18 protein-coding genes are annotated in these 16,252 nt (G+C 67.5%); 14 read left to right on the top strand and 4 right to left on the bottom strand.

From position 1 onward, the window contains the following. Positions 1 to 6 precede the first annotated feature (6 nt). From AAHS21_RS00380 to AAHS21_RS00370, 3 genes are all read left to right on the top strand, one after another. Positions 7 to 843, top strand: a complete 837-nt coding sequence (locus AAHS21_RS00380; RefSeq protein ID WP_342925780.1) for a DUF4436 domain-containing protein — start codon at positions 7 to 9, stop codon at positions 841 to 843. Between the two features lie 120 nt (positions 844 to 963). Next, positions 964 to 1,803, top strand: coding sequence for a DUF4436 domain-containing protein (locus AAHS21_RS00375; protein ID WP_342925779.1), 840 nt, complete (start codon positions 964 to 966; stop codon positions 1,801 to 1,803). A 39-nt stretch (positions 1,804 to 1,842) separates the two neighbouring features. Continuing rightward, positions 1,843 to 2,556, top strand: a complete 714-nt coding sequence (locus AAHS21_RS00370; protein WP_342925778.1) for a rhomboid-like protein — start codon at positions 1,843 to 1,845, stop codon at positions 2,554 to 2,556. Here the strand turns inward: AAHS21_RS00370 and AAHS21_RS00365 are convergent. After that, positions 2,553 to 3,482 (bottom strand): class I SAM-dependent methyltransferase, encoded by a 930-nt coding sequence (locus tag AAHS21_RS00365; protein ID WP_342925777.1) that lies wholly within the window; start codon positions 3,480 to 3,482, stop codon positions 2,553 to 2,555. The genes AAHS21_RS00370 and AAHS21_RS00365 overlap by 4 nt on opposite strands. A 92-nt stretch (positions 3,483 to 3,574) precedes the next feature. On the opposite strand from AAHS21_RS00365, the gene AAHS21_RS00360 reads away from it, so the two are divergent. From AAHS21_RS00360 to AAHS21_RS00310, 11 genes are all read left to right on the top strand, one after another. Beyond that, positions 3,575 to 5,005, top strand: coding sequence for an NAD(P)H-hydrate dehydratase (locus AAHS21_RS00360; RefSeq protein ID WP_342926519.1), 1,431 nt, complete (start codon positions 3,575 to 3,577; stop codon positions 5,003 to 5,005). Positions 5,006 to 5,025: 20 nt separating this feature from the next. Continuing rightward, complete coding sequence (locus tag AAHS21_RS00355) at positions 5,026 to 6,408, top strand: glutamate decarboxylase (protein WP_342925776.1); 1,383 nt, start codon at positions 5,026 to 5,028, stop codon at positions 6,406 to 6,408. Between the two features lie 104 nt (positions 6,409 to 6,512). Continuing rightward, complete coding sequence (gene alr, locus AAHS21_RS00350) at positions 6,513 to 7,679, top strand: alanine racemase (protein WP_342925775.1); 1,167 nt, start codon at positions 6,513 to 6,515, stop codon at positions 7,677 to 7,679. A gap of 52 nt (positions 7,680 to 7,731) precedes the next feature. Then, positions 7,732 to 8,784: an alpha/beta hydrolase gene (locus tag AAHS21_RS00345; protein WP_342926518.1), complete on the top strand. Its 1,053-nt coding sequence runs from the start codon at positions 7,732 to 7,734 to the stop codon at positions 8,782 to 8,784. Next, on the top strand, positions 8,777 to 9,250 hold the full coding sequence (gene tsaE, locus AAHS21_RS00340) for a tRNA (adenosine(37)-N6)-threonylcarbamoyltransferase complex ATPase subunit type 1 TsaE (RefSeq protein ID WP_342925774.1): 474 nt from the start codon (positions 8,777 to 8,779) through the stop codon (positions 9,248 to 9,250). Before AAHS21_RS00345 ends, tsaE begins: the two co-directional genes overlap by 8 nt. Beyond that, the gene (gene tsaB / locus AAHS21_RS00335) at positions 9,235 to 9,876 is read left to right on the top strand and encodes a tRNA (adenosine(37)-N6)-threonylcarbamoyltransferase complex dimerization subunit type 1 TsaB (RefSeq protein WP_342925773.1); all 642 of its coding nucleotides are present in this window, start codon (positions 9,235 to 9,237) and stop codon (positions 9,874 to 9,876) included. The genes tsaE and tsaB overlap by 16 nt, the downstream gene beginning before the upstream one ends. After that, positions 9,873 to 10,340 (top strand): ribosomal protein S18-alanine N-acetyltransferase, encoded by a 468-nt coding sequence (gene rimI / locus AAHS21_RS00330; RefSeq protein WP_342925772.1) that lies wholly within the window; start codon positions 9,873 to 9,875, stop codon positions 10,338 to 10,340. Before tsaB ends, rimI begins: the two co-directional genes overlap by 4 nt. Further along, positions 10,337 to 11,362, top strand: a complete 1,026-nt coding sequence (gene tsaD / locus AAHS21_RS00325) for a tRNA (adenosine(37)-N6)-threonylcarbamoyltransferase complex transferase subunit TsaD (RefSeq protein WP_342925771.1) — start codon at positions 10,337 to 10,339, stop codon at positions 11,360 to 11,362. Before rimI ends, tsaD begins: the two co-directional genes overlap by 4 nt. Before the next feature lie 242 nt (positions 11,363 to 11,604). Next, complete coding sequence (groES, locus tag AAHS21_RS00320; protein ID WP_090600574.1) at positions 11,605 to 11,907, top strand: co-chaperone GroES; 303 nt, start codon at positions 11,605 to 11,607, stop codon at positions 11,905 to 11,907. Positions 11,908 to 11,995: 88 nt separating this feature from the next. After that, complete coding sequence (gene groL, locus AAHS21_RS00315) at positions 11,996 to 13,618, top strand: chaperonin GroEL (protein ID WP_342925770.1); 1,623 nt, start codon at positions 11,996 to 11,998, stop codon at positions 13,616 to 13,618. Positions 13,619 to 13,736: 118 nt separating this feature from the next. Beyond that, entirely contained in the window at positions 13,737 to 14,480 is a 744-nt protein-coding gene (locus AAHS21_RS00310; RefSeq protein WP_342925769.1) for a hypothetical protein, read from the top strand. 34 nt (positions 14,481 to 14,514) lie between these two features. Here the strand turns inward: AAHS21_RS00310 and AAHS21_RS00305 are convergent, their stop codons facing one another. Genes AAHS21_RS00305 through AAHS21_RS00295 form a run of 3 tightly spaced genes read right to left on the bottom strand, consistent with a single transcriptional unit; the run spans position 14,515 to position 16,242 of the window. Continuing rightward, positions 14,515 to 15,000, bottom strand: a complete 486-nt coding sequence (locus tag AAHS21_RS00305; RefSeq protein ID WP_342925768.1) for a hypothetical protein — start codon at positions 14,998 to 15,000, stop codon at positions 14,515 to 14,517. Between the two features lie 28 nt (positions 15,001 to 15,028). Further along, positions 15,029 to 15,430: a hydrogenase gene (locus AAHS21_RS00300; protein WP_342925767.1), complete on the bottom strand. Its 402-nt coding sequence runs from the start codon at positions 15,428 to 15,430 to the stop codon at positions 15,029 to 15,031. A 17-nt stretch (positions 15,431 to 15,447) separates the two neighbouring features. Next, positions 15,448 to 16,242, bottom strand: a complete 795-nt coding sequence (locus AAHS21_RS00295) for a TetR family transcriptional regulator (RefSeq protein ID WP_342925766.1) — start codon at positions 16,240 to 16,242, stop codon at positions 15,448 to 15,450. Positions 16,243 to 16,252: the final 10 nt, after the last annotated feature.

Here is a 16,252-nt window from a genome sequence, read left to right as displayed (position 1 = left end):
GGTGTCGTGTTGTTCCTCGCGGCCTACGGCGTCTCGGTGGCGCTGTACGTTGACGGCGGCCTGAGCCACCGCAGTATTGTCGTTCGAGGTCAGTCGGAGCCCGACCTGACCCGGGTGACCATCGATGTCCAGGAAGTTCAGTCGGCCAACAGCCTGCTCGTCGCCAACGTCAGCGTCTTCCCCGGACCCGCGCTACTCGACCCGCGAACCCACAATCTCAAGGAAGATCTCACCATCGCGGTCACGTCGGCGGTGACGGCCAGCAAGAGGACGTGGCCGAAAGGCACTGTGCCCGACGTGTTTCGGGTTTCACTGGCTGTGGGCGGTGAAGTCGCGGTCTGGCCGCTGGACGAGTACCACTCGGGGCCCATCGTCTCCGAGCTCTTATCCGGCCCCACGTCCACGCGGGTGCCGGCGGTGGTGACCATGGCCGATCGTCTGCTCGGCTGGGATATCGACGTCAGCCGCATCAGCGACGTAGATCTGCTCGGCCCCTACCAGGTGGATCTGTCCCGATCGATGAGCACGGTTGCGTTCGCGGTTGTCATCCTCGGTGTCCTGATCGCGCTCGCCGCGTTCGCGCTCTTTGTCGCGGTCCAGACCTGGCGCGACAAGCGCAAATTCCAGCCGCCGATGACAACCTGGTACGCGGCGATGCTGTTCGCGGTGGTGCCATTGCGGAATGCGCTTCCCGACGCGCCTCCCTTCGGAGCCTTCATCGACGTCACGATCGTGCTGTGGGTGATCGTCGTGTTGGTGATTTCGATGGGGCTCTACATCTCGTGCTGGTGGCGGCATCTGCGGCCCGCACCCGACGAGCTGGCCTCGCAGCGGCCGGCTTAGCGTCTGGTCGCCGCGCGGGAAGCCGCTAGTATGTCTGGCCGGGGTGCTGCATGTCGGACGGCCTAGTCAGCGGGGGAGACAACCTTGGCATCGAACGGCTTCGCCAGAGGCACTCGGTTCATGAAGTTTTCGATCATGGCTCTGGTGATCTTTTTCATCGGCGCCTACGTCACCACCGTCGCGCTCTACGCCAGGTCCGGTTGCGGCTGCCCGCTGCAACTGACCCCCGGCAAGCCGTCGGCCGACGGGACCACGGTGACGATCGACTTCCTCGATACCCAGTCGATGAAGGGCGCGCTGCACGCCGACGTCACCATCACGCCGGGGCCCGGGCTGCTGGATCCGGTCACCCGCGGCCTCAACTCAGACTTCGCCGTCGTGGTCCACTCCGCGGCCACGCCCAGCAAACGCGCCTGGACGAAGGGCATGCTTCCCGGCGAATACCCTGTCCCGCTGACGATTAGCGGCGATCCGTCGGTGTGGCCCCTCGACAAATATCAGTCGGGCCCGATCACGGTCGACCTCATCTACGGCACCGAGCGACCCGAACAGCTGCCGGTGAAATTCGTCGACCGTGTCTCCGGCTGGCAGCTTTCCGTTGCCGGTGAGGGTAGTTTGCAGTCGCCGTACCGAGTGGAGCTGCGGCGCTCACCCAGCATCGCGGCGTTCGCGGCCGTCATCGTCGTGGTGATGCTCGCGCTTGCCGGAGTCGGCGCCTTCGTCGCCATCCAGACGGCGCGCGACCGTCGAAAATTCCAGCCGCCGATGACAACGTGGTACGCGGCAATGCTGTTCGCCGTGATACCACTGCGGAATGCGTTGCCCGACGCACCCCCGATCGGATCCTGGGTCGATGTCACGGTCACGCTCTGGGTAATCGTCACACTGGTGATGTCGATGGTGCTGTACATCTTTTGCTGGTGGCGCCATCTACGACCCGAACCTGAAATGGCGGCATAAAAGTTTGCCCAAGCCGCCGGGCATGCAAAGGTGGACGCCGTGGCGGATGGATCGGTGGGGGCGCGACTACGGAGCTTGGCTATCGGGGTCTGGCATTTCGTCAGCAGCGCGCCGCTGACCTACGGCTGGCTCCTGGTGCTGATGATCACCACGGTCATCCAAAACCAGCTCTCCGGGCGGCAATTGCACTCGGTGTTGCTGCACCGTTCCACCAACATCCACGAGTTGGGCACCGATCCGCTTTCGGTGCTGTTTTCCAGCCTGCTGTGGATCGACGGCAAGAGCCTGGAGCCCTACCTGCTGCTGTTCACCTTGTTTCTCGCCCCGGCCGAACACTGGCTCGGCCACTTGAACTGGCTCACCGTGGGATTGACCAGCCACATCCTTTCGACTTACATCAGCGAAGGCATCCTGTACTTCGCGATTGAGGAACACGACGCATCGGAACGGCTGGTGCGCTCCCGCGATATCGGGGTCAGCTACTTCCTGGTCGGCATCATGGCCGTGTTGGCGTATCGCATCGAGCGGCCATGGCGCTGGCTTTACCTCGGCGTGCTGCTGGTCGTCTTCGGCTTTCCTCTGATCACGATGGCCAAACACGGGCTGAACTTCACCGCGGTCGGTCACTTCACGTCGATCCTGATCGGGCTCTGCTTCTATCCGATGGCCCGGGCGAGAATAGACAAGCCGTGGAGTCCGGCCCGGTTCCGAGCCGCGATACGACGATTCCGCGCCCGCGAGGATCCGATCTAGTTCCGCGTCGCGGTGACGTACTGCATCGCCGACAGCGTCTCCTCGTTGTCACCCGCCGGCCGGGGCGGCAGCGAAAGACCATAATCCGCAGCCAGATCCGGCACCGCCCTAGCGGTCGTTTGCCAGCCGTGGGACCGCAGGTAGTCGACCACGTCGTTGCGTTCACCCGCATACCAGAGGTCGGTCATCTCGATGTCGAAGCCGTGTTCGCGCCATTGATCGGTGACCTCACCGATGCGCTCGGCCATCGTCTGGATGGCACCGCTGGTGCCCTGCAGGTTTTCGGTGGCCAGCTGACTTCCCGGCGCGCTGAGCTCAGTGATGTTGTCCAGCAGCCGATCCTGGGCCTCGGGGGGCAAGAACGGCATTAGACCCTCGGCACTCCATGCGGTCGGCTTGCCGGGGTCCAGCCCCGCAGCGCGCAGCGCGGCCGGCCAGTCGTGGCGCAAATCGACGGGCACCGCACGCCGGTTGGCCGTCGGGTCGGCACCCAGGTCGGCCAGGGTTGCGCTCTTAAACTCGATGACCTGCGATTGGTCGATCTCGAACACCGTCGTTGCGTCCGGCCAGGGCAGCCGGTAGGCGCGGGCGTCCAGTCCCGAGGCCAGAATCACCACCTGCCGGACACCCGCGGCGGCCGCGGTCACGAAGAAGTCGTCGAAGAATCGGGTGCGGATGCCCATCATCAGCGCCATGCCCACCATGCCGAAGTCGCCGTTGTCGTCAACCTCGGCGGGATCCAGCTCGCCGCTGGCGAGCCGGGTGAAAAACTCCACGCCGACGGCGCGCACCAGCGGCTCGGCGAACGGGTCGTTGATCAGTGGCTGAGCCGCTCGGGTGGCCAGTGCGCGGCCCACGGCCACGCCGGTTGCGGTGGCTCCCACGCCATTTGCCAGGTCCCAGGTGTCGTCATCCGTCCGCGCCATCGCGCCTCCAATCGTCGCTACCACCGAATGTACGGACGGCTGCTGAACGACTGCTGTGCGAAAACACAGACGAGCATGGAATGCTGAATTCGATGCGGCATTACTACTCTGTGGATGCGATCCGCGACGCCGAAGCGCCGCTGCTGGCCAGCCTGCCCGATGGCGTCTTGATGAAGCGGGCGGCCTTCGGGCTGGCCACCGAGATCATCGGCGAGTTGACGGCCCGCACGGGCGGGGTGGCCGGCCGGCGGGTGTGTGCGGTCGTCGGCTCGGGCGACAACGGCGGTGACGCGCTGTGGGCGTCGACCTTTCTGCTGCGGCGCGGCGCGGCCGCGGACGCGGTATTGCTCAGCCCGGACCACACTCACCGCAAGGGCCTGGCCGCATTCCGCAAAGCCGGCGGTCGCATCGTCGAGAGCGTCTCGGCGACAACCGATCTCGTCATCGACGGCGTGGTCGGCATCTCCGGCTCGGGTCCGCTGCGGCCGGCGGCGGCCGAAGTGTTCGCCGCGGTCGACGCTCACCAAATCCCCGTGGTCGCCGTCGACATCCCCAGCGGCATCGACGTGGCGACCGGTGCGATCACCGGCCCCGCGGTGCACGCCGCGCTGACGGTGACGTTCGGTGGCCTCAAGCCCGTGCACGCGCTGGCCGACTGCGGTGACGTGACGCTGGTCGACATCGGGCTCGACCTGCCGGACACCTCAAAAGCACCAGTGCTCGGTTTCGAGGACGAAGACGTCGCGGCCCGCTGGCCGGTTCCGGGGCCGCACGACGACAAGTACACCCAAGGTGTCACGGGTATCCTGGCCGGCTCGTCGACGTATCCGGGTGCGGCCGTGCTGTGCACGGGTGCCGCGGTCGCGGCCACCTCGGGCATGGTGCGCTACGCGGGCAGCGCGCACAGCCAGGTTCTCGCGGTGTGGCCCGAGGTCATCGCGACGCCCACACCCGCGGCGGCCGGGAAGGTGCAGGCCTGGGTGGTCGGGCCGGGTCTGGGCACCGACGACGCCGGTGCCGCCTCCTTGTGGTTCGCGCTGGAAACCGACCTGCCGGTGCTGGTCGACGCCGACGGGCTGACGATTCTGGCCGCCCACCCCGAGCTGGTGGCCAGTCGTCGTGCGCCGACGGTGCTCACCCCGCACGCGGGGGAGTTCGCCCGACTGGCCGGGGCGCCACCCGGCGACGACCGGGTCTCGGCCACCCGCAAGCTGGCCGACACGTTCGGCGCGACCGTCCTGCTCAAGGGCAACGTCACCGTCATCGCCGACCCCGGTGGCCCGGTCTACCTCAATCCGGCCGGGCAGTCCTGGGCGGCCACCGCCGGCTCCGGCGACGTGCTGTCCGGGATGATCGGCGCGCTGCTGGCCGCGGGATTGCCGCCGGCCGAGGCGGCTGCCGCCGGCGCCTACGTCCACGCCCGCGCCGCGGCCCTCTCGGCCGCGGACCCGGGTCCCGGTGCGGCGCCCACCTCGGCGTCGCGCATCGTGCCGCACATCCGCGCCGCGCTGGCCGCTCTGTAATCGTCAACGAGAGGATCGCCATGACCGGCAGCCATCCGTCCGTCCCCGGGCACTCGATCGCCCCCGCCTACACCGGCCGCCTGTTCACCGCGCCGATACCCGCGCTGCGGCTGCCCGAGGAGTCGATGGACCCGGATGCCGCCTATCGCTTCATCCACGACGAGCTGATGCTCGATGGCAGCTCGCGGCTGAACCTGGCCACCTTCGTGACGACCTGGATGGATCCCCAGGCCGGGCGGCTGATGGCCGAGACCTTCGACAAGAACATGATCGACAAGGACGAATACCCTGCGACCGCGGCCATCGAGCAGCGCTGTGTGTCCATGGTGGCCGACCTCTTTCACGCCGACGGTCTGCGCGACGACGATCCGTCCAGCGCGACCGGGGTCTCCACCATCGGTTCCAGCGAAGCGGTGATGCTGGGCGGTCTGGCGATGAAATGGCGTTGGCGCGAAAAGGTCGGCTCCTGGAAGGGGCGCACCCCCAACCTGGTGATGGGCTCCAACGTCCAGGTGGTGTGGGAGAAATTCTGCCGCTACTTCGACGTCGAGCCGCGTTACTTGCCGATGGAGGAGGGGCGTTACGTCATTACCCCCGAGCAGGTCGTCGATGCCGTCGACGAGGACACCATCGGGGTGGTCGCGATCCTGGGCACCACCTACACCGGCGAGCTCGAACCGATCGCCGAGATCTGCGCGGCCCTGGACAAGCTGGCGGCCGACGGGGGCGTAGATGTCCCGGTGCACGTCGACGCGGCCAGCGGCGGATTCGTGGTGCCCTTCCTGCATCCCGAGCTGAAGTGGGATTTCCGGCTCCCGCGGGTGGTGTCGATCAACGTCAGCGGCCACAAGTACGGACTTACCTACCCCGGCGTCGGGTTCGTGGTGTGGCGCGGCAAGGAGTACCTGCCCGAGGATCTGGTCTTCCATGTGAACTATCTGGGCGGCGACATGCCGACGTTCACGTTGAACTTCTCCCGCCCGGGCAACCAGGTCGTCGGCCAGTACTACAACTTCCTGCGGTTGGGCCGCGAGGGCTACACCCAGGTCATGCAGACGCTGTCGTCGACTGCGCGCTGGTTGGGCGAGCAGCTGCGGGACGGCGAACATTGCGAGCTGATCTCCGACGGCTCGGCAATCCCGGTGGTCAGCTTCCGGCTGGCCCGCGGCCTGGGTTACACCGAGTTCGACGTCTCCCACGAGCTGCGCGGGTACGGCTGGCAGGTGCCCGCTTACACGATGCCCGACAACGCCTCCGACGTGTCGGTACTGCGGGTCGTGGTGCGCGAGGGGCTGTCCGCCGACCTGGCCCGGGCCCTGCACGACGATGCCCGCAGCGCGCTGGCCTCCCTGGACAAGCTGAAGCCGGGCGGGCACTACACCAGCGAGCACTTCGCGCACTAGCGGTCGTGCGTCGCGAGAGTGCATCTAGGGACGCAAATCGCAAGTAGCGGTGTCCCTGGTTGCACTTTCGCGGGGTTTTTTGGGTCTCTGGGACAATGGGGGCCGTGGCAGTAACGCCGATATCCCGGACGCCGGGCGTCCTCGCCGAGGCCGTGGTGGACCTGGGTGCAATCGCGCACAACGTGCGGGTACTGCGCGAGCACGCCGGCTCCGCGCAGGTGATGGCCGTCGTTAAGGCCGACGGCTACGGTCACGGCGCCATCCGCGCCGCCCGGGCCGCGCTCACGGCCGGGGCGGCGGAGTTGGGTGTCGCGACCGTCGACGAGGCCCTGGCGCTGCGGGCCGACGGAATCTGCGCGCCGGTGGTTGCTTGGCTGCATCCGCCCGGCATCGACTTCGGTCCCGCGCTGCTCGCCGACGTCGAGATCGCCGTGTCGTCGGTGCGCCAGCTCGACGAGGTGCTCGACGCGGCGAACCGAACGGGGCGCACCGCGACGGTGACCATCAAGGTCGACACCGGGCTGAACCGCAATGGCGTGCCCGCCGCGGAATATCCGGCGATGCTGCAGGCATTGGGCTCCGGCGCCGCGGCCGGCGCCCTGTGCCTGCGAGGACTGATGTCGCACCTGGTCTTCGCCGATCAGCCGGACAACCCCATCAATGACGTTCAGGCGCAACGATTCCGCGAGATGTTGGCGTTCGCCCGCGACCAGGGCGTGGAGTTCGAGATTGCCCACCTGTCGAATTCGTCGGCCACGATGTCTCGTCCCGACCTGGCCTTCGACATGGTGCGGCCCGGAATCGCGGTCTACGGCCTGAGTCCGGTTCCCGAGCTCGGCGACATGGGATTGCTGCCCGCAATGACGGTGAAATGCGCTGTCGCACTGGTGAAATCGGTCCGCGCGGGCGAGGGCGTGTCCTACGCCCACACCTGGGTCGCGCCGCACGACACGACCGTGGCGCTGCTGCCGATCGGCTACGCCGACGGTGTCTTTCGGTCGCTGGGCGGGCGGCTCGAAGTGCTGATCAACGGCAGGCGGCGCCCCGGCGTCGGGCGGATCTGCATGGACCAATTCCTGGTCGACCTCGGTCCCGGACCGGTCGACGTGGCAGAAGGCGACGAGGCGATTCTGTTCGGCCCCGGCGCCACTGGTGAACCCACCGCCCAGGACTGGGCCGATCTGCTCGGCACCATCCATTACGAAGTGGTCACCAGCCCGCGGGGGCGCATCGCCAGGACCTATCGCGAGGCCGAAACCGTTGAACGATGAGGAAACTCGCAGGCGCCTGAGTGGAAGGGGTTGGCTTGCGGGAGGCGCGGGGCTGACGGCGGTCGCCACCATCGTCGGCGCTTCGGTTCGCCGGTCGATGACGCAGCGCGTCACGCTCACCGAGGACCCGTACGCCGACGAGGATTTCGAGCGCCTCAGCAGCGACCGTAGCTATGTGGTGACCACACCCGACGGCGTGCCGTTGGCGGTGCGTGAAGTCGGCCCGCTGGACGCTGCGCTGACGATGGTCTTCGTGCACGGCTTCTGCCTGCGCATGGGTGCCTTCTACTTTCAGCGCAAGCGACTCGCCGAGAAGTGGGGACCGCGGGTGCGCATGGTCTTCTACGACCAGCGTGGGCATGGGCGCTCCGGCTCGGCCTCGCCCGAGACCTACACGCTGACCCAGCTCGGGCAGGACCTGCAATGCGTCCTGACCGAGGTCGCCCCGCGTGGAGTGGTCGTATTGGTCGGCCATTCGATGGGCGGCATGACGGTGTTGTCGCATGCCCGTCAGTACCCGGACCAGTACGGTAGCCGCATCGTCGGGGCGGCGCTGATTTCCACTGCCGCCGAAGGGGTTACCCGCTCACCGCTGGGTGAGATCCTGAAAAACCCTGCGGTGGAAGCACTGCGGTTCACCGCACGGTCGGCGCCGAAGCTGATGCACCGCGGCCGCAATGTGTCGCGCTCGCTGATCGGCCCGATACTGCGGGCCGCGTCCTACAGCGATCTGCATGTCAGCCGCAGCCTGGACGCATTCTCCCAGCGGATGATGAACGGCACCCCGATTCCCACGCTGGTGGGGTTCCTGACCGCGCTGGAAAACCACGACGAAACCGCCGGCCTGTGGACGCTGCTGCGGATCCCGACGCTGATCGCTTGCGGCGACCACGATCTGATCACTCCAGACGAGTACTCGCAGAAGATGGCAGCCTCGTTGCCGCGCTCGGAGCTGGTCATCGTCAGCGGGGCCAGTCACCTGGCCTTGCTGGACAAGCCCGAGGCCATCAACGAGGGGCTGGTTCGGCTGGTCAATCGGGCCGTTCCAGGCAGAATGACCCTGTGGTACCGGCGAACTCGACAACGGTTGCGGCGCCGTGGCTGAACTGAGACCCGGTGCGGGCACGGCGACCTGCGAGCGCGTCGAGGACACGATCGCGCTCGGGTCGCAGTTGGGACAGCAGCTGCGCGCCGGTGACGTCGTGGTGCTGTCCGGCCCGCTCGGAGCGGGAAAGACTATGTTAGCCAAGGGAATTGCCCAGGCAATGGACGTCGACGGCCCGATCACCTCACCGACGTACGTGTTGGCCCGCGTGCACCCGCCGCGGCAGGCGGGCGCGCCGACGATGATTCACGTCGACGTCTACCGGCTACTGGACCACCAGGGCACGGACCTGCTCGCCGAACTCGATTCACTGGACCTCGACACCGATCTCGAGGACGCGGTCGTCGTGGTGGAGTGGGGCGAGGGCCTGGCCGAACGCCTCGCCGAACGGCATCTCGACATCCGGCTGGAGCGGGTCCGCGGATCCGACGTGCGGGTCGTGACTTGGGAGTGGGGCCGGTCGTGAGCCTGATCTTGACTCTGGACACCGCCACTCCCGCGGTGACGGCCGGCATCGTGCGCCGCGACGGCGCCGAGTGCACGGTGCTGGCCCAGCAGGTCACCCTCGACGCCCGCGCCCACGCCGAACGGCTCACCCCGAATGTGCTTGCCGCGCTGGCCGAAGCCGGACTGACGATGGCCGACCTCGACGGCGTCGTGGTCGGCTGTGGCCCGGGCCCGTTCACCGGTCTGCGCGCCGGGATGGCTTCGGCCGCCGCCTATGGCCATGCGCTGGATATCCCCGTACGGGGGGTCTGCAGTTTGGACGCTATCGGCGCGCTGACCACGGGCGACACCCTGGTGGTTACCGATGCCCGGCGGCGCGAGGTGTACTGGGCCCGATACAGCGACGGGTTCCGCATGGCCGGCCCGTCGGTCAATGCGCCCGGAGACGTCGACCCCGGACCCGCGAAGGCGGTGGCCGGCTCGCCCGCACACGCGGCGCTGTTCGGTCTTGCGGTCCGCGAGCCCGTCCATCCCACTGCGGCCGGCCTGGTCGCCGCGGTTCCCGACTGGTCGCAGCGCCCATTGCCGCTGGTGGCGTTGTACCTGCGCCGGCCCGACGCCAAACCCCTGGCGGACCGGGGATGACGTCCTGCAGCGAACCCGTGACGATCGGCGCGCTGACCCGCGCCGACGCGCAACGGTGTGCCCAACTGGAAGCCCAGCTGTTCGACGGCGACGACCCCTGGCCCGCGGCGGCGTTCCATCGCGAATTGGCCAGTGCCCATAACCATTACGTGGGTGCGCGTGCCGCCGGCCTGCTCGTCGGCTACGCCGGCATCTCCAGGTTGGGCCGCACCCCGCCCTTCGAATACGAGGTGCACACGATCGGCGTCGACCCGCAGTACCAGGGCCGAGGCATCGGCCGCCGGCTGCTCGGGGAGCTGCTGGAGTTCGCCGACGGCGGCGTCGTCTACCTGGAGGTCCGCACCGATAACGAGGCCGCCATCGCGCTTTACCGTAGCGTGGGTTTCGAGCAGATCGGCCTGCGCAAGCGCTACTACCGAGTCAGCGGCGCGGATGCGTACACGATGCGGCGGGAAGCACTATGACAACCATTCTGGCCATCGAAACCTCTTGTGACGAAACAGGAGTCGGCATCGCCCGGCTCGACGCCGACGGTACCGTCACACTGCTGGCCGACGAGGTGGCCTCCAGCGTCGACGAGCACGTCCGGTTCGGCGGTGTGGTCCCCGAAATCGCCTCCCGCGCCCACCTGGAGGCGCTCGGACCGGCTATGCGCCGCGCGCTCGACGCCGCCCAACTGGACAAGCCGGACGTCGTCGCCGCAACCATTGGCCCCGGGCTGGCCGGCGCCCTGCTGGTGGGAGTGGCTGCGGCCAAAGCGTATTCGGCCGCCTGGGACGTGCCGTTCTACGCGGTGAACCATCTGGGCGGACACCTGGCCGCCGACGTCTACGAGCACGGGCCGCTGCCCGAGTGCGTCGCGCTGCTGGTGTCCGGCGGGCATACGCATCTGCTGCATGTGCGCTCGCTCGGCGAGCCGATCGTCGAGCTCGGCAGCACCGTCGACGACGCCGCGGGCGAGGCCTACGACAAGGTGGCCCGCCTGCTGGGCCTGGGGTATCCGGGCGGCCGGGTCCTCGACGAGCTGGCTCGCACCGGCGACCGCGACGCGATCGCGTTCCCGCGCGGCATGACCGGCCCGCGGGATGACCCGCACACGTTCAGCTTCTCCGGCCTCAAGACCGCGGTCGCGCGGTACGTGGAGAGCAATCCGGACGCCGTGACGGCCGACATCGCCGCCGGATTCCAGGAGGCCGTCGCCGACGTGCTGACCATGAAGGCCGTCCGGGCCGCCACCGGCCTTGGTGTGCGGACGCTGCTGATCGCCGGCGGGGTCGCCGCCAACTCGCGGCTGCGGGAGCTGGCCACCGAGCGTTGTGCGCAGGCCGGCCTGACGCTGCGTATCCCCAGGCCACGGCTGTGCACCGACAACGGCGCGATGATCGCGTCGTTCGCCGCGCACCTGGTTGGCGCGGGTGCGGCTCCGTCGCCGCTGGACGTGCCGAGCGACCCGGGGCTGCCGGTGGTAAAAGGCCAGGTCGGCTGAGCTCACAGCGTAATTCCGCGGGAAGCAGCGGGGTGGCCTTGAGTGCTAGCACTCTCGTGTATAGAGTGCTAGGTGGCAATCGGACGATCCCCTGTGTCGGCACCCGCGACGACGGCCCGGGGGCGCGGCCGAATGCCGAATCATCTGATAAACGGACGGTTCGGGCGAAGCCCAGGGCCGGCCGCCAACTCCAGTCCGGGCGCGAGTCCCGGACCCGATCCAAATAGTGGAGGGCTCCAATCGTGGCGAAGGTGAAGATCAAGCCACTCGAGGACAAGATCCTCGTGCAGGCCAACGAGGCCGAGACCACGACCGCGTCCGGTCTGGTCATTCCTGACACCGCCAAGGAGAAGCCGCAAGAAGGCACCGTCGTCGCAGTCGGCCCCGGCCGCTGGGACGAGGACGGCGACAAGCGGATCCCGCTTGACGTCTCCGAGGGTGACACCGTCATCTACAGCAAGTACGGCGGCACCGAGATCAAGTACGGCGGCGAGGAGTACCTGATCCTGTCGGCACGCGACGTGCTGGCTGTCGTATCCAAGTAAGAACCGTGTTCCGCCCCGGCGATCCCTGTGCGCAAGCACAGGTGATTTCCGGGGCGGCATGCGTTCGTAGCGGGCGTGAAGGAGCCTGATGAGCAAGCTGATTGAGTACGACGAGACCGCGCGTCGCGCGATGGAGGCGGGCGTGAACAAGCTCGCTGACGCGGTGCGTGTCACGCTGGGTCCCCGCGGCCGGCATGTGGTGCTGGCCAAGGCATTCGGCGGGCCGGTGATCACCAACGACGGCGTGACCGTCGCGCGTGAGATCGACCTGGAAGACCCGTTCGAGAACTTGGGCGCCCAGCTGGTGAAGTCGGTGGCCACCAAGACCAACGACGTCGCCGGCGACGGCACCACCACCGCCACCGTGCTGGCACAGGCGCTGGTCAAGGGCGGTCTGCGGTTGGTCGCCGCCGGTGCCAACCCGATCGCGCTGGGCGCGGGCATCAGCAAGGCCGCCGACGCGGTGTCCGAGGCGCTGCTGGCCGCGGCCACCCCCGTTGCCGGGCGAGAGGGTATCGCGCAGATCGCGACGGTCTCCTCGCGCGACGAGCAGATCGGCACGCTGGTCGGCGAGGGCATGAACAAGGTCGGCGCCGATGGCGTCGTCAGCGTTGAGGAATCGTCGACGCTGAACACCGAGCTCGAATTCACCGAGGGCGTCGGCTTCGACAAGGGTTTCCTGTCGGCCTACTTCGTCAACGACTTCGACTCGCAGGAGGCCGTGCTCGAAGACCCGCTGATCCTGCTGCACCAGGAGAAGATCAGCTCGTTGCCGGACCTGCTGCCGATGCTGGAGAAGATCGCCGAATCGGGCAAGCCGCTGCTGATCGTCGCCGAGGACGTCGAGGGCGAGGCATTGGCGACGCTGGTCGTCAACTCGATCCGCAAGACGCTCAAGGCTGTTGCGGTCAAGTCGCCGTTCTTCGGCGACCGCCGCAAGGCCTTCCTGGAGGATCTGGCGATCGTAACGGGCGGCCAGGTGGTCAACCCCGACGCCGGTCTGGTGCTGCGTGAGGTGGGCACCGAGGTGCTGGGCTCCGCCCGGCGCGTGGTGGTCAGCAAAGACGACACCATCATCGTCGACGGCGGTGGCTCCAAGGACGCGGTGGAAAAGCGGGTCAAGCAGCTGCGCGCCGAGATCGAGGCGAGCGATTCGGAATGGGATCGCGAGAAGCTGCAGGAGCGCGTGGCGAAGCTGGCCGGCGGCGTAGCCGTCATCAAGGTCGGGGCCGCCACCGAGACCGCGCTCAAGGAGCGCAAGGAAAGCGTCGAGGACGCCGTCGCGGCCGCCAAGGCGGCCGTCGAGGAGGGCATCGTCGCCGGCGGTGGTTCCGCGCTGATTCAGGCCGGCAAGTCGCTGGACAAGCTGCGCGAGTCGTTGTCCGGCGACGAGGCGTCAGGTGTCGGTGTGTTCGCCGAGGCCCTCACCGCGCCGCTGTACTGGATCGCGGCCAACGCCGGGCTGGACGGCGCGGTCGCGGTGCACAAGGTCAGCGAGTTGCCCGCCGGGCACGGACTGAACGCCGCGACGCTGGAGTACGGCGACCTGATCAAGCAGGGCGTCATCGACCCCGTCAAGGTCACCCGCTCGGCAGTGCTGAATGCGGCGTCGGTTGCCCGCATGGTGCTGACCACCGAGACGGCGGTCGTCGAGAAGCCGGCTAACGAGGAGGACGACCACGGCCACGGTCACGGTCACCACCATCACTGAGTGAGTTTGTGCGCAGCACCCCCGGTCCATTCGGCCGGGGGTGCTTCGTCTTCGACGGTCTTACTGCGACCGCGCCGATTGCTAGGCTGGCCGCACCGATGACGTGGGGGGCACGAGGGTGAACTATCCGCAGCAATGGCCACCGCCGCAATGGCCACCGCCGCAACCGCCGCACATCCAGCAGCAATGGCCGTCGCCGTATCCGCCGCCGCCCTACCCACCGGCGCCGGCGCCGCGTAAGACCAATCGTGCACTGGTCGTTGTGCTTTCACTCGCCGCGATCGTCCTGCTGGTACCGGCGGCGATAATCGGGTTTTTCGTGGTCCGCGACATTGCCCGCGACGGGCGCGGCGAAAGCCGGAAGGCCGCCTCCATTACCGACTTCGATGCGGTGTGCGATGGTGGGTCGATCCGCAACGCCGCGGGCTACGGCAAGCCGTACAAGATCGCCGCATTCGCGCCAGACGACGAGCCGAACCCGATGCGGGAACTGACAAACACCCACTGGCGCGAAGTGACGCTCGACTCCCGTGCCGATTACCGGGCGAATCCCAACGACTTCCTGTCGACGAATGTTGTTGCCTGCCTTAACCGCAAGCCCGGAACCGAGGTGAAGTCACTTACCTGCAACCTCAAGACCGACAAGGGTGAACACGTGACCGTCGATTACTACGCCGTGCAGTACGACATCGAACTCCGCGAGGCGCGCACGGGCAAGCAGATCGCACAACTGGGAACGGTCGACGGTCCCGCGGCCAGCTGCCCGTTCCTGGTATGGGTCAACAAGGGCGATCCGAAGACATACGCGGGACCCGATCATGCGGCCGTCGACGCCAAGCTCGCTGATTTCGCGCACAGCTGACGGTACTTACCGGGCGTAGTCGCTGCCTGGTCGGCTACTGGTGCACCGGCTGGATTGACACCAGCCGAAACTCGCCGGGATTGGTGTCGTCGGCCGCGAATCGCACCACCGTGGTGCCGGGTGGAAACTGGGTGGCCAGTTCGTTGAGTTCCCTTGGCAGGAAGGCTCTGGACTTGGCTTGCCCATACCAATCCGGACCGGACGCAGTGGTGTTGCTCGCGCGGTCGATCGCCACATCCCAGCGGTGGACCGGGTCTGGCGGCGCGTTCCCGAAGCCGTCCGAGCGAAGGTACGCGTCCAGCTCTCCCGCGAGAGTAATCGGAGCCACGGCCCCGACCGGAATCCCGGTGATCGTCCCGTCAATGTTGTTCGCGCTCAACGAGATCAGCCTGACGGTGCACACGCCGTCGGCGGTGGTGGCCGAGGAGCAAACGGCGGGCAGCGGGGCGGCGTGAGCCGAGGTAACGCCGACGACGGTCGACGACGCGAGGGCGAATATGCCGGTGCGCTTCCCAAGCATCGAATTCCTCCTTCCGTCGCCGATCTCGTCAGAGGCCGGCGATGATGATGCCCACGCCGGCCACAATTGCGACCGACAGGGATACCAACAAAAAGCTGACGATTGCTTCCTTGGAAGCTGAGGCCTTGTGGTTGCCCGTCGCAATCGGCGCGAATTTGCGGCCCGCTCCCCAGACCGCCGCAAGCAGCGATGCGATCCAGTTCGCGTATGCGGAATAGACGATCAGTACGACGGCCGCGACCGCCCACGCGTTAGGCAAGTGGATGTGTGGCCAGAGTAGGCCGAGCAGGACGAGGAACATGCCGTTGAGGACGGCCTCGAGGTGACTCGACAGCGCCATGCGCGGGTTCTTGAGGTTCGGGACGACAAATCCAGTGAGCAGGCCGAGCAGAAACAGGACCAACCCAAGCGTGAACAACACCGTCTGCATGCCCAACAGTATGGGCCTTAGTCGGGCGCGACGGCCCGCACGAAGTTCTCTGCGAATATGTCGCAGACCGTGTCGACCTCGGGCATCGACCACCCGGTGACATTCGTCAGCACCGGCCGGGTGAGCATGTGAATCATGATGGGGCCCAGCAGTTGTTGGGCCAGCAGCGGCAGGGGCAGGTCGCGGATATGCCCGGCACGGATCTCGCCCGCGAACCAGCCGCCGAGAACGGCGAGTAGGCGCGGGGGCTCGTAAGCGGCCAGGGATTGCACGGCCGGACTGGTGGGCCGTGCAAAGGCTTCGGCGAAAATCGCCGGGGCGACGCGGGGTTGGCGGCTCAACGCGTTCGACACCGTTCGGTAGAAGCCACGCACCGTTTCGAGCAAGTCATCGCCGGGACGCGCCAGGTATTCCTCGATGTCCAAGATCGGGCTGTGCCGTTCGAAGACCGATCGCATCAACTCGTCGCGTCCGCCGAAAACCGCGTGCAGGCTGTAAACCGAGCAATCGGCGCGGGCAGCGACGGCTTCCAATGTTGCTGCGGCAAGGCCGGATTCACTGATCAATGCCGCGGCGGCGGCCACCGCCCGGGCGCGAACCGGAGGTAAGCCGCCGGGATCGACTCCGGCCGCTCGGACCGCGTCGTTCAGGGCGGCGCGGGATCCGTCGAAGCGCCGCAACAGGGTGCTGCGGGATATCCCCGCCTCCGCGGCGATCATCGCGACGGGAACGTCGGCCACATCCTTGCCGAGCTTTTCGGCGGCGCGTAGCGCGGCCGCCACCACGTCGGATGTTTCCACCGGTCGCGCCATGCCGCCTCCG

Origin of the sequence: Mycobacterium sp. 050272 (assembly GCF_039023525.1) — a bacterium.
Taxonomy (GTDB): domain Bacteria; phylum Actinomycetota; class Actinomycetes; order Mycobacteriales; family Mycobacteriaceae; genus Mycobacterium.
The sequence above is the reverse complement of the archived record's forward strand: the minus strand, read 5'-3'. Positions and strand labels throughout refer to the sequence as shown.

Coding starts and splice junctions, on each gene's coding strand:
- groL (WP_342925770.1), top strand. CDS start 11,996: ATGAGCAAGCTGATTGAGTACGACGAGACCGCGCGTCGCGCGATGGAG.
- tsaD (WP_342925771.1), top strand. CDS start 10,337: ATGACAACCATTCTGGCCATCGAAACCTCTTGTGACGAAACAGGAGTC.
- rimI (WP_342925772.1), top strand. CDS start 9,873: ATGACGTCCTGCAGCGAACCCGTGACGATCGGCGCGCTGACCCGCGCC.
- AAHS21_RS00365 (WP_342925777.1), bottom strand. CDS start 3,482: ATGGCGCGGACGGATGACGACACCTGGGACCTGGCAAATGGCGTGGGA.
- AAHS21_RS00305 (WP_342925768.1), bottom strand. CDS start 15,000: ATGCTTGGGAAGCGCACCGGCATATTCGCCCTCGCGTCGTCGACCGTC.
- AAHS21_RS00295 (WP_342925766.1), bottom strand. CDS start 16,242: ATGGCGCGACCGGTGGAAACATCCGACGTGGTGGCGGCCGCGCTACGC.
- AAHS21_RS00360 (WP_342926519.1), top strand. CDS start 3,575: ATGCGGCATTACTACTCTGTGGATGCGATCCGCGACGCCGAAGCGCCG.
- AAHS21_RS00375 (WP_342925779.1), top strand. CDS start 964: ATGAAGTTTTCGATCATGGCTCTGGTGATCTTTTTCATCGGCGCCTAC.
- AAHS21_RS00300 (WP_342925767.1), bottom strand. CDS start 15,430: ATGCAGACGGTGTTGTTCACGCTTGGGTTGGTCCTGTTTCTGCTCGGC.
- AAHS21_RS00355 (WP_342925776.1), top strand. CDS start 5,026: ATGACCGGCAGCCATCCGTCCGTCCCCGGGCACTCGATCGCCCCCGCC.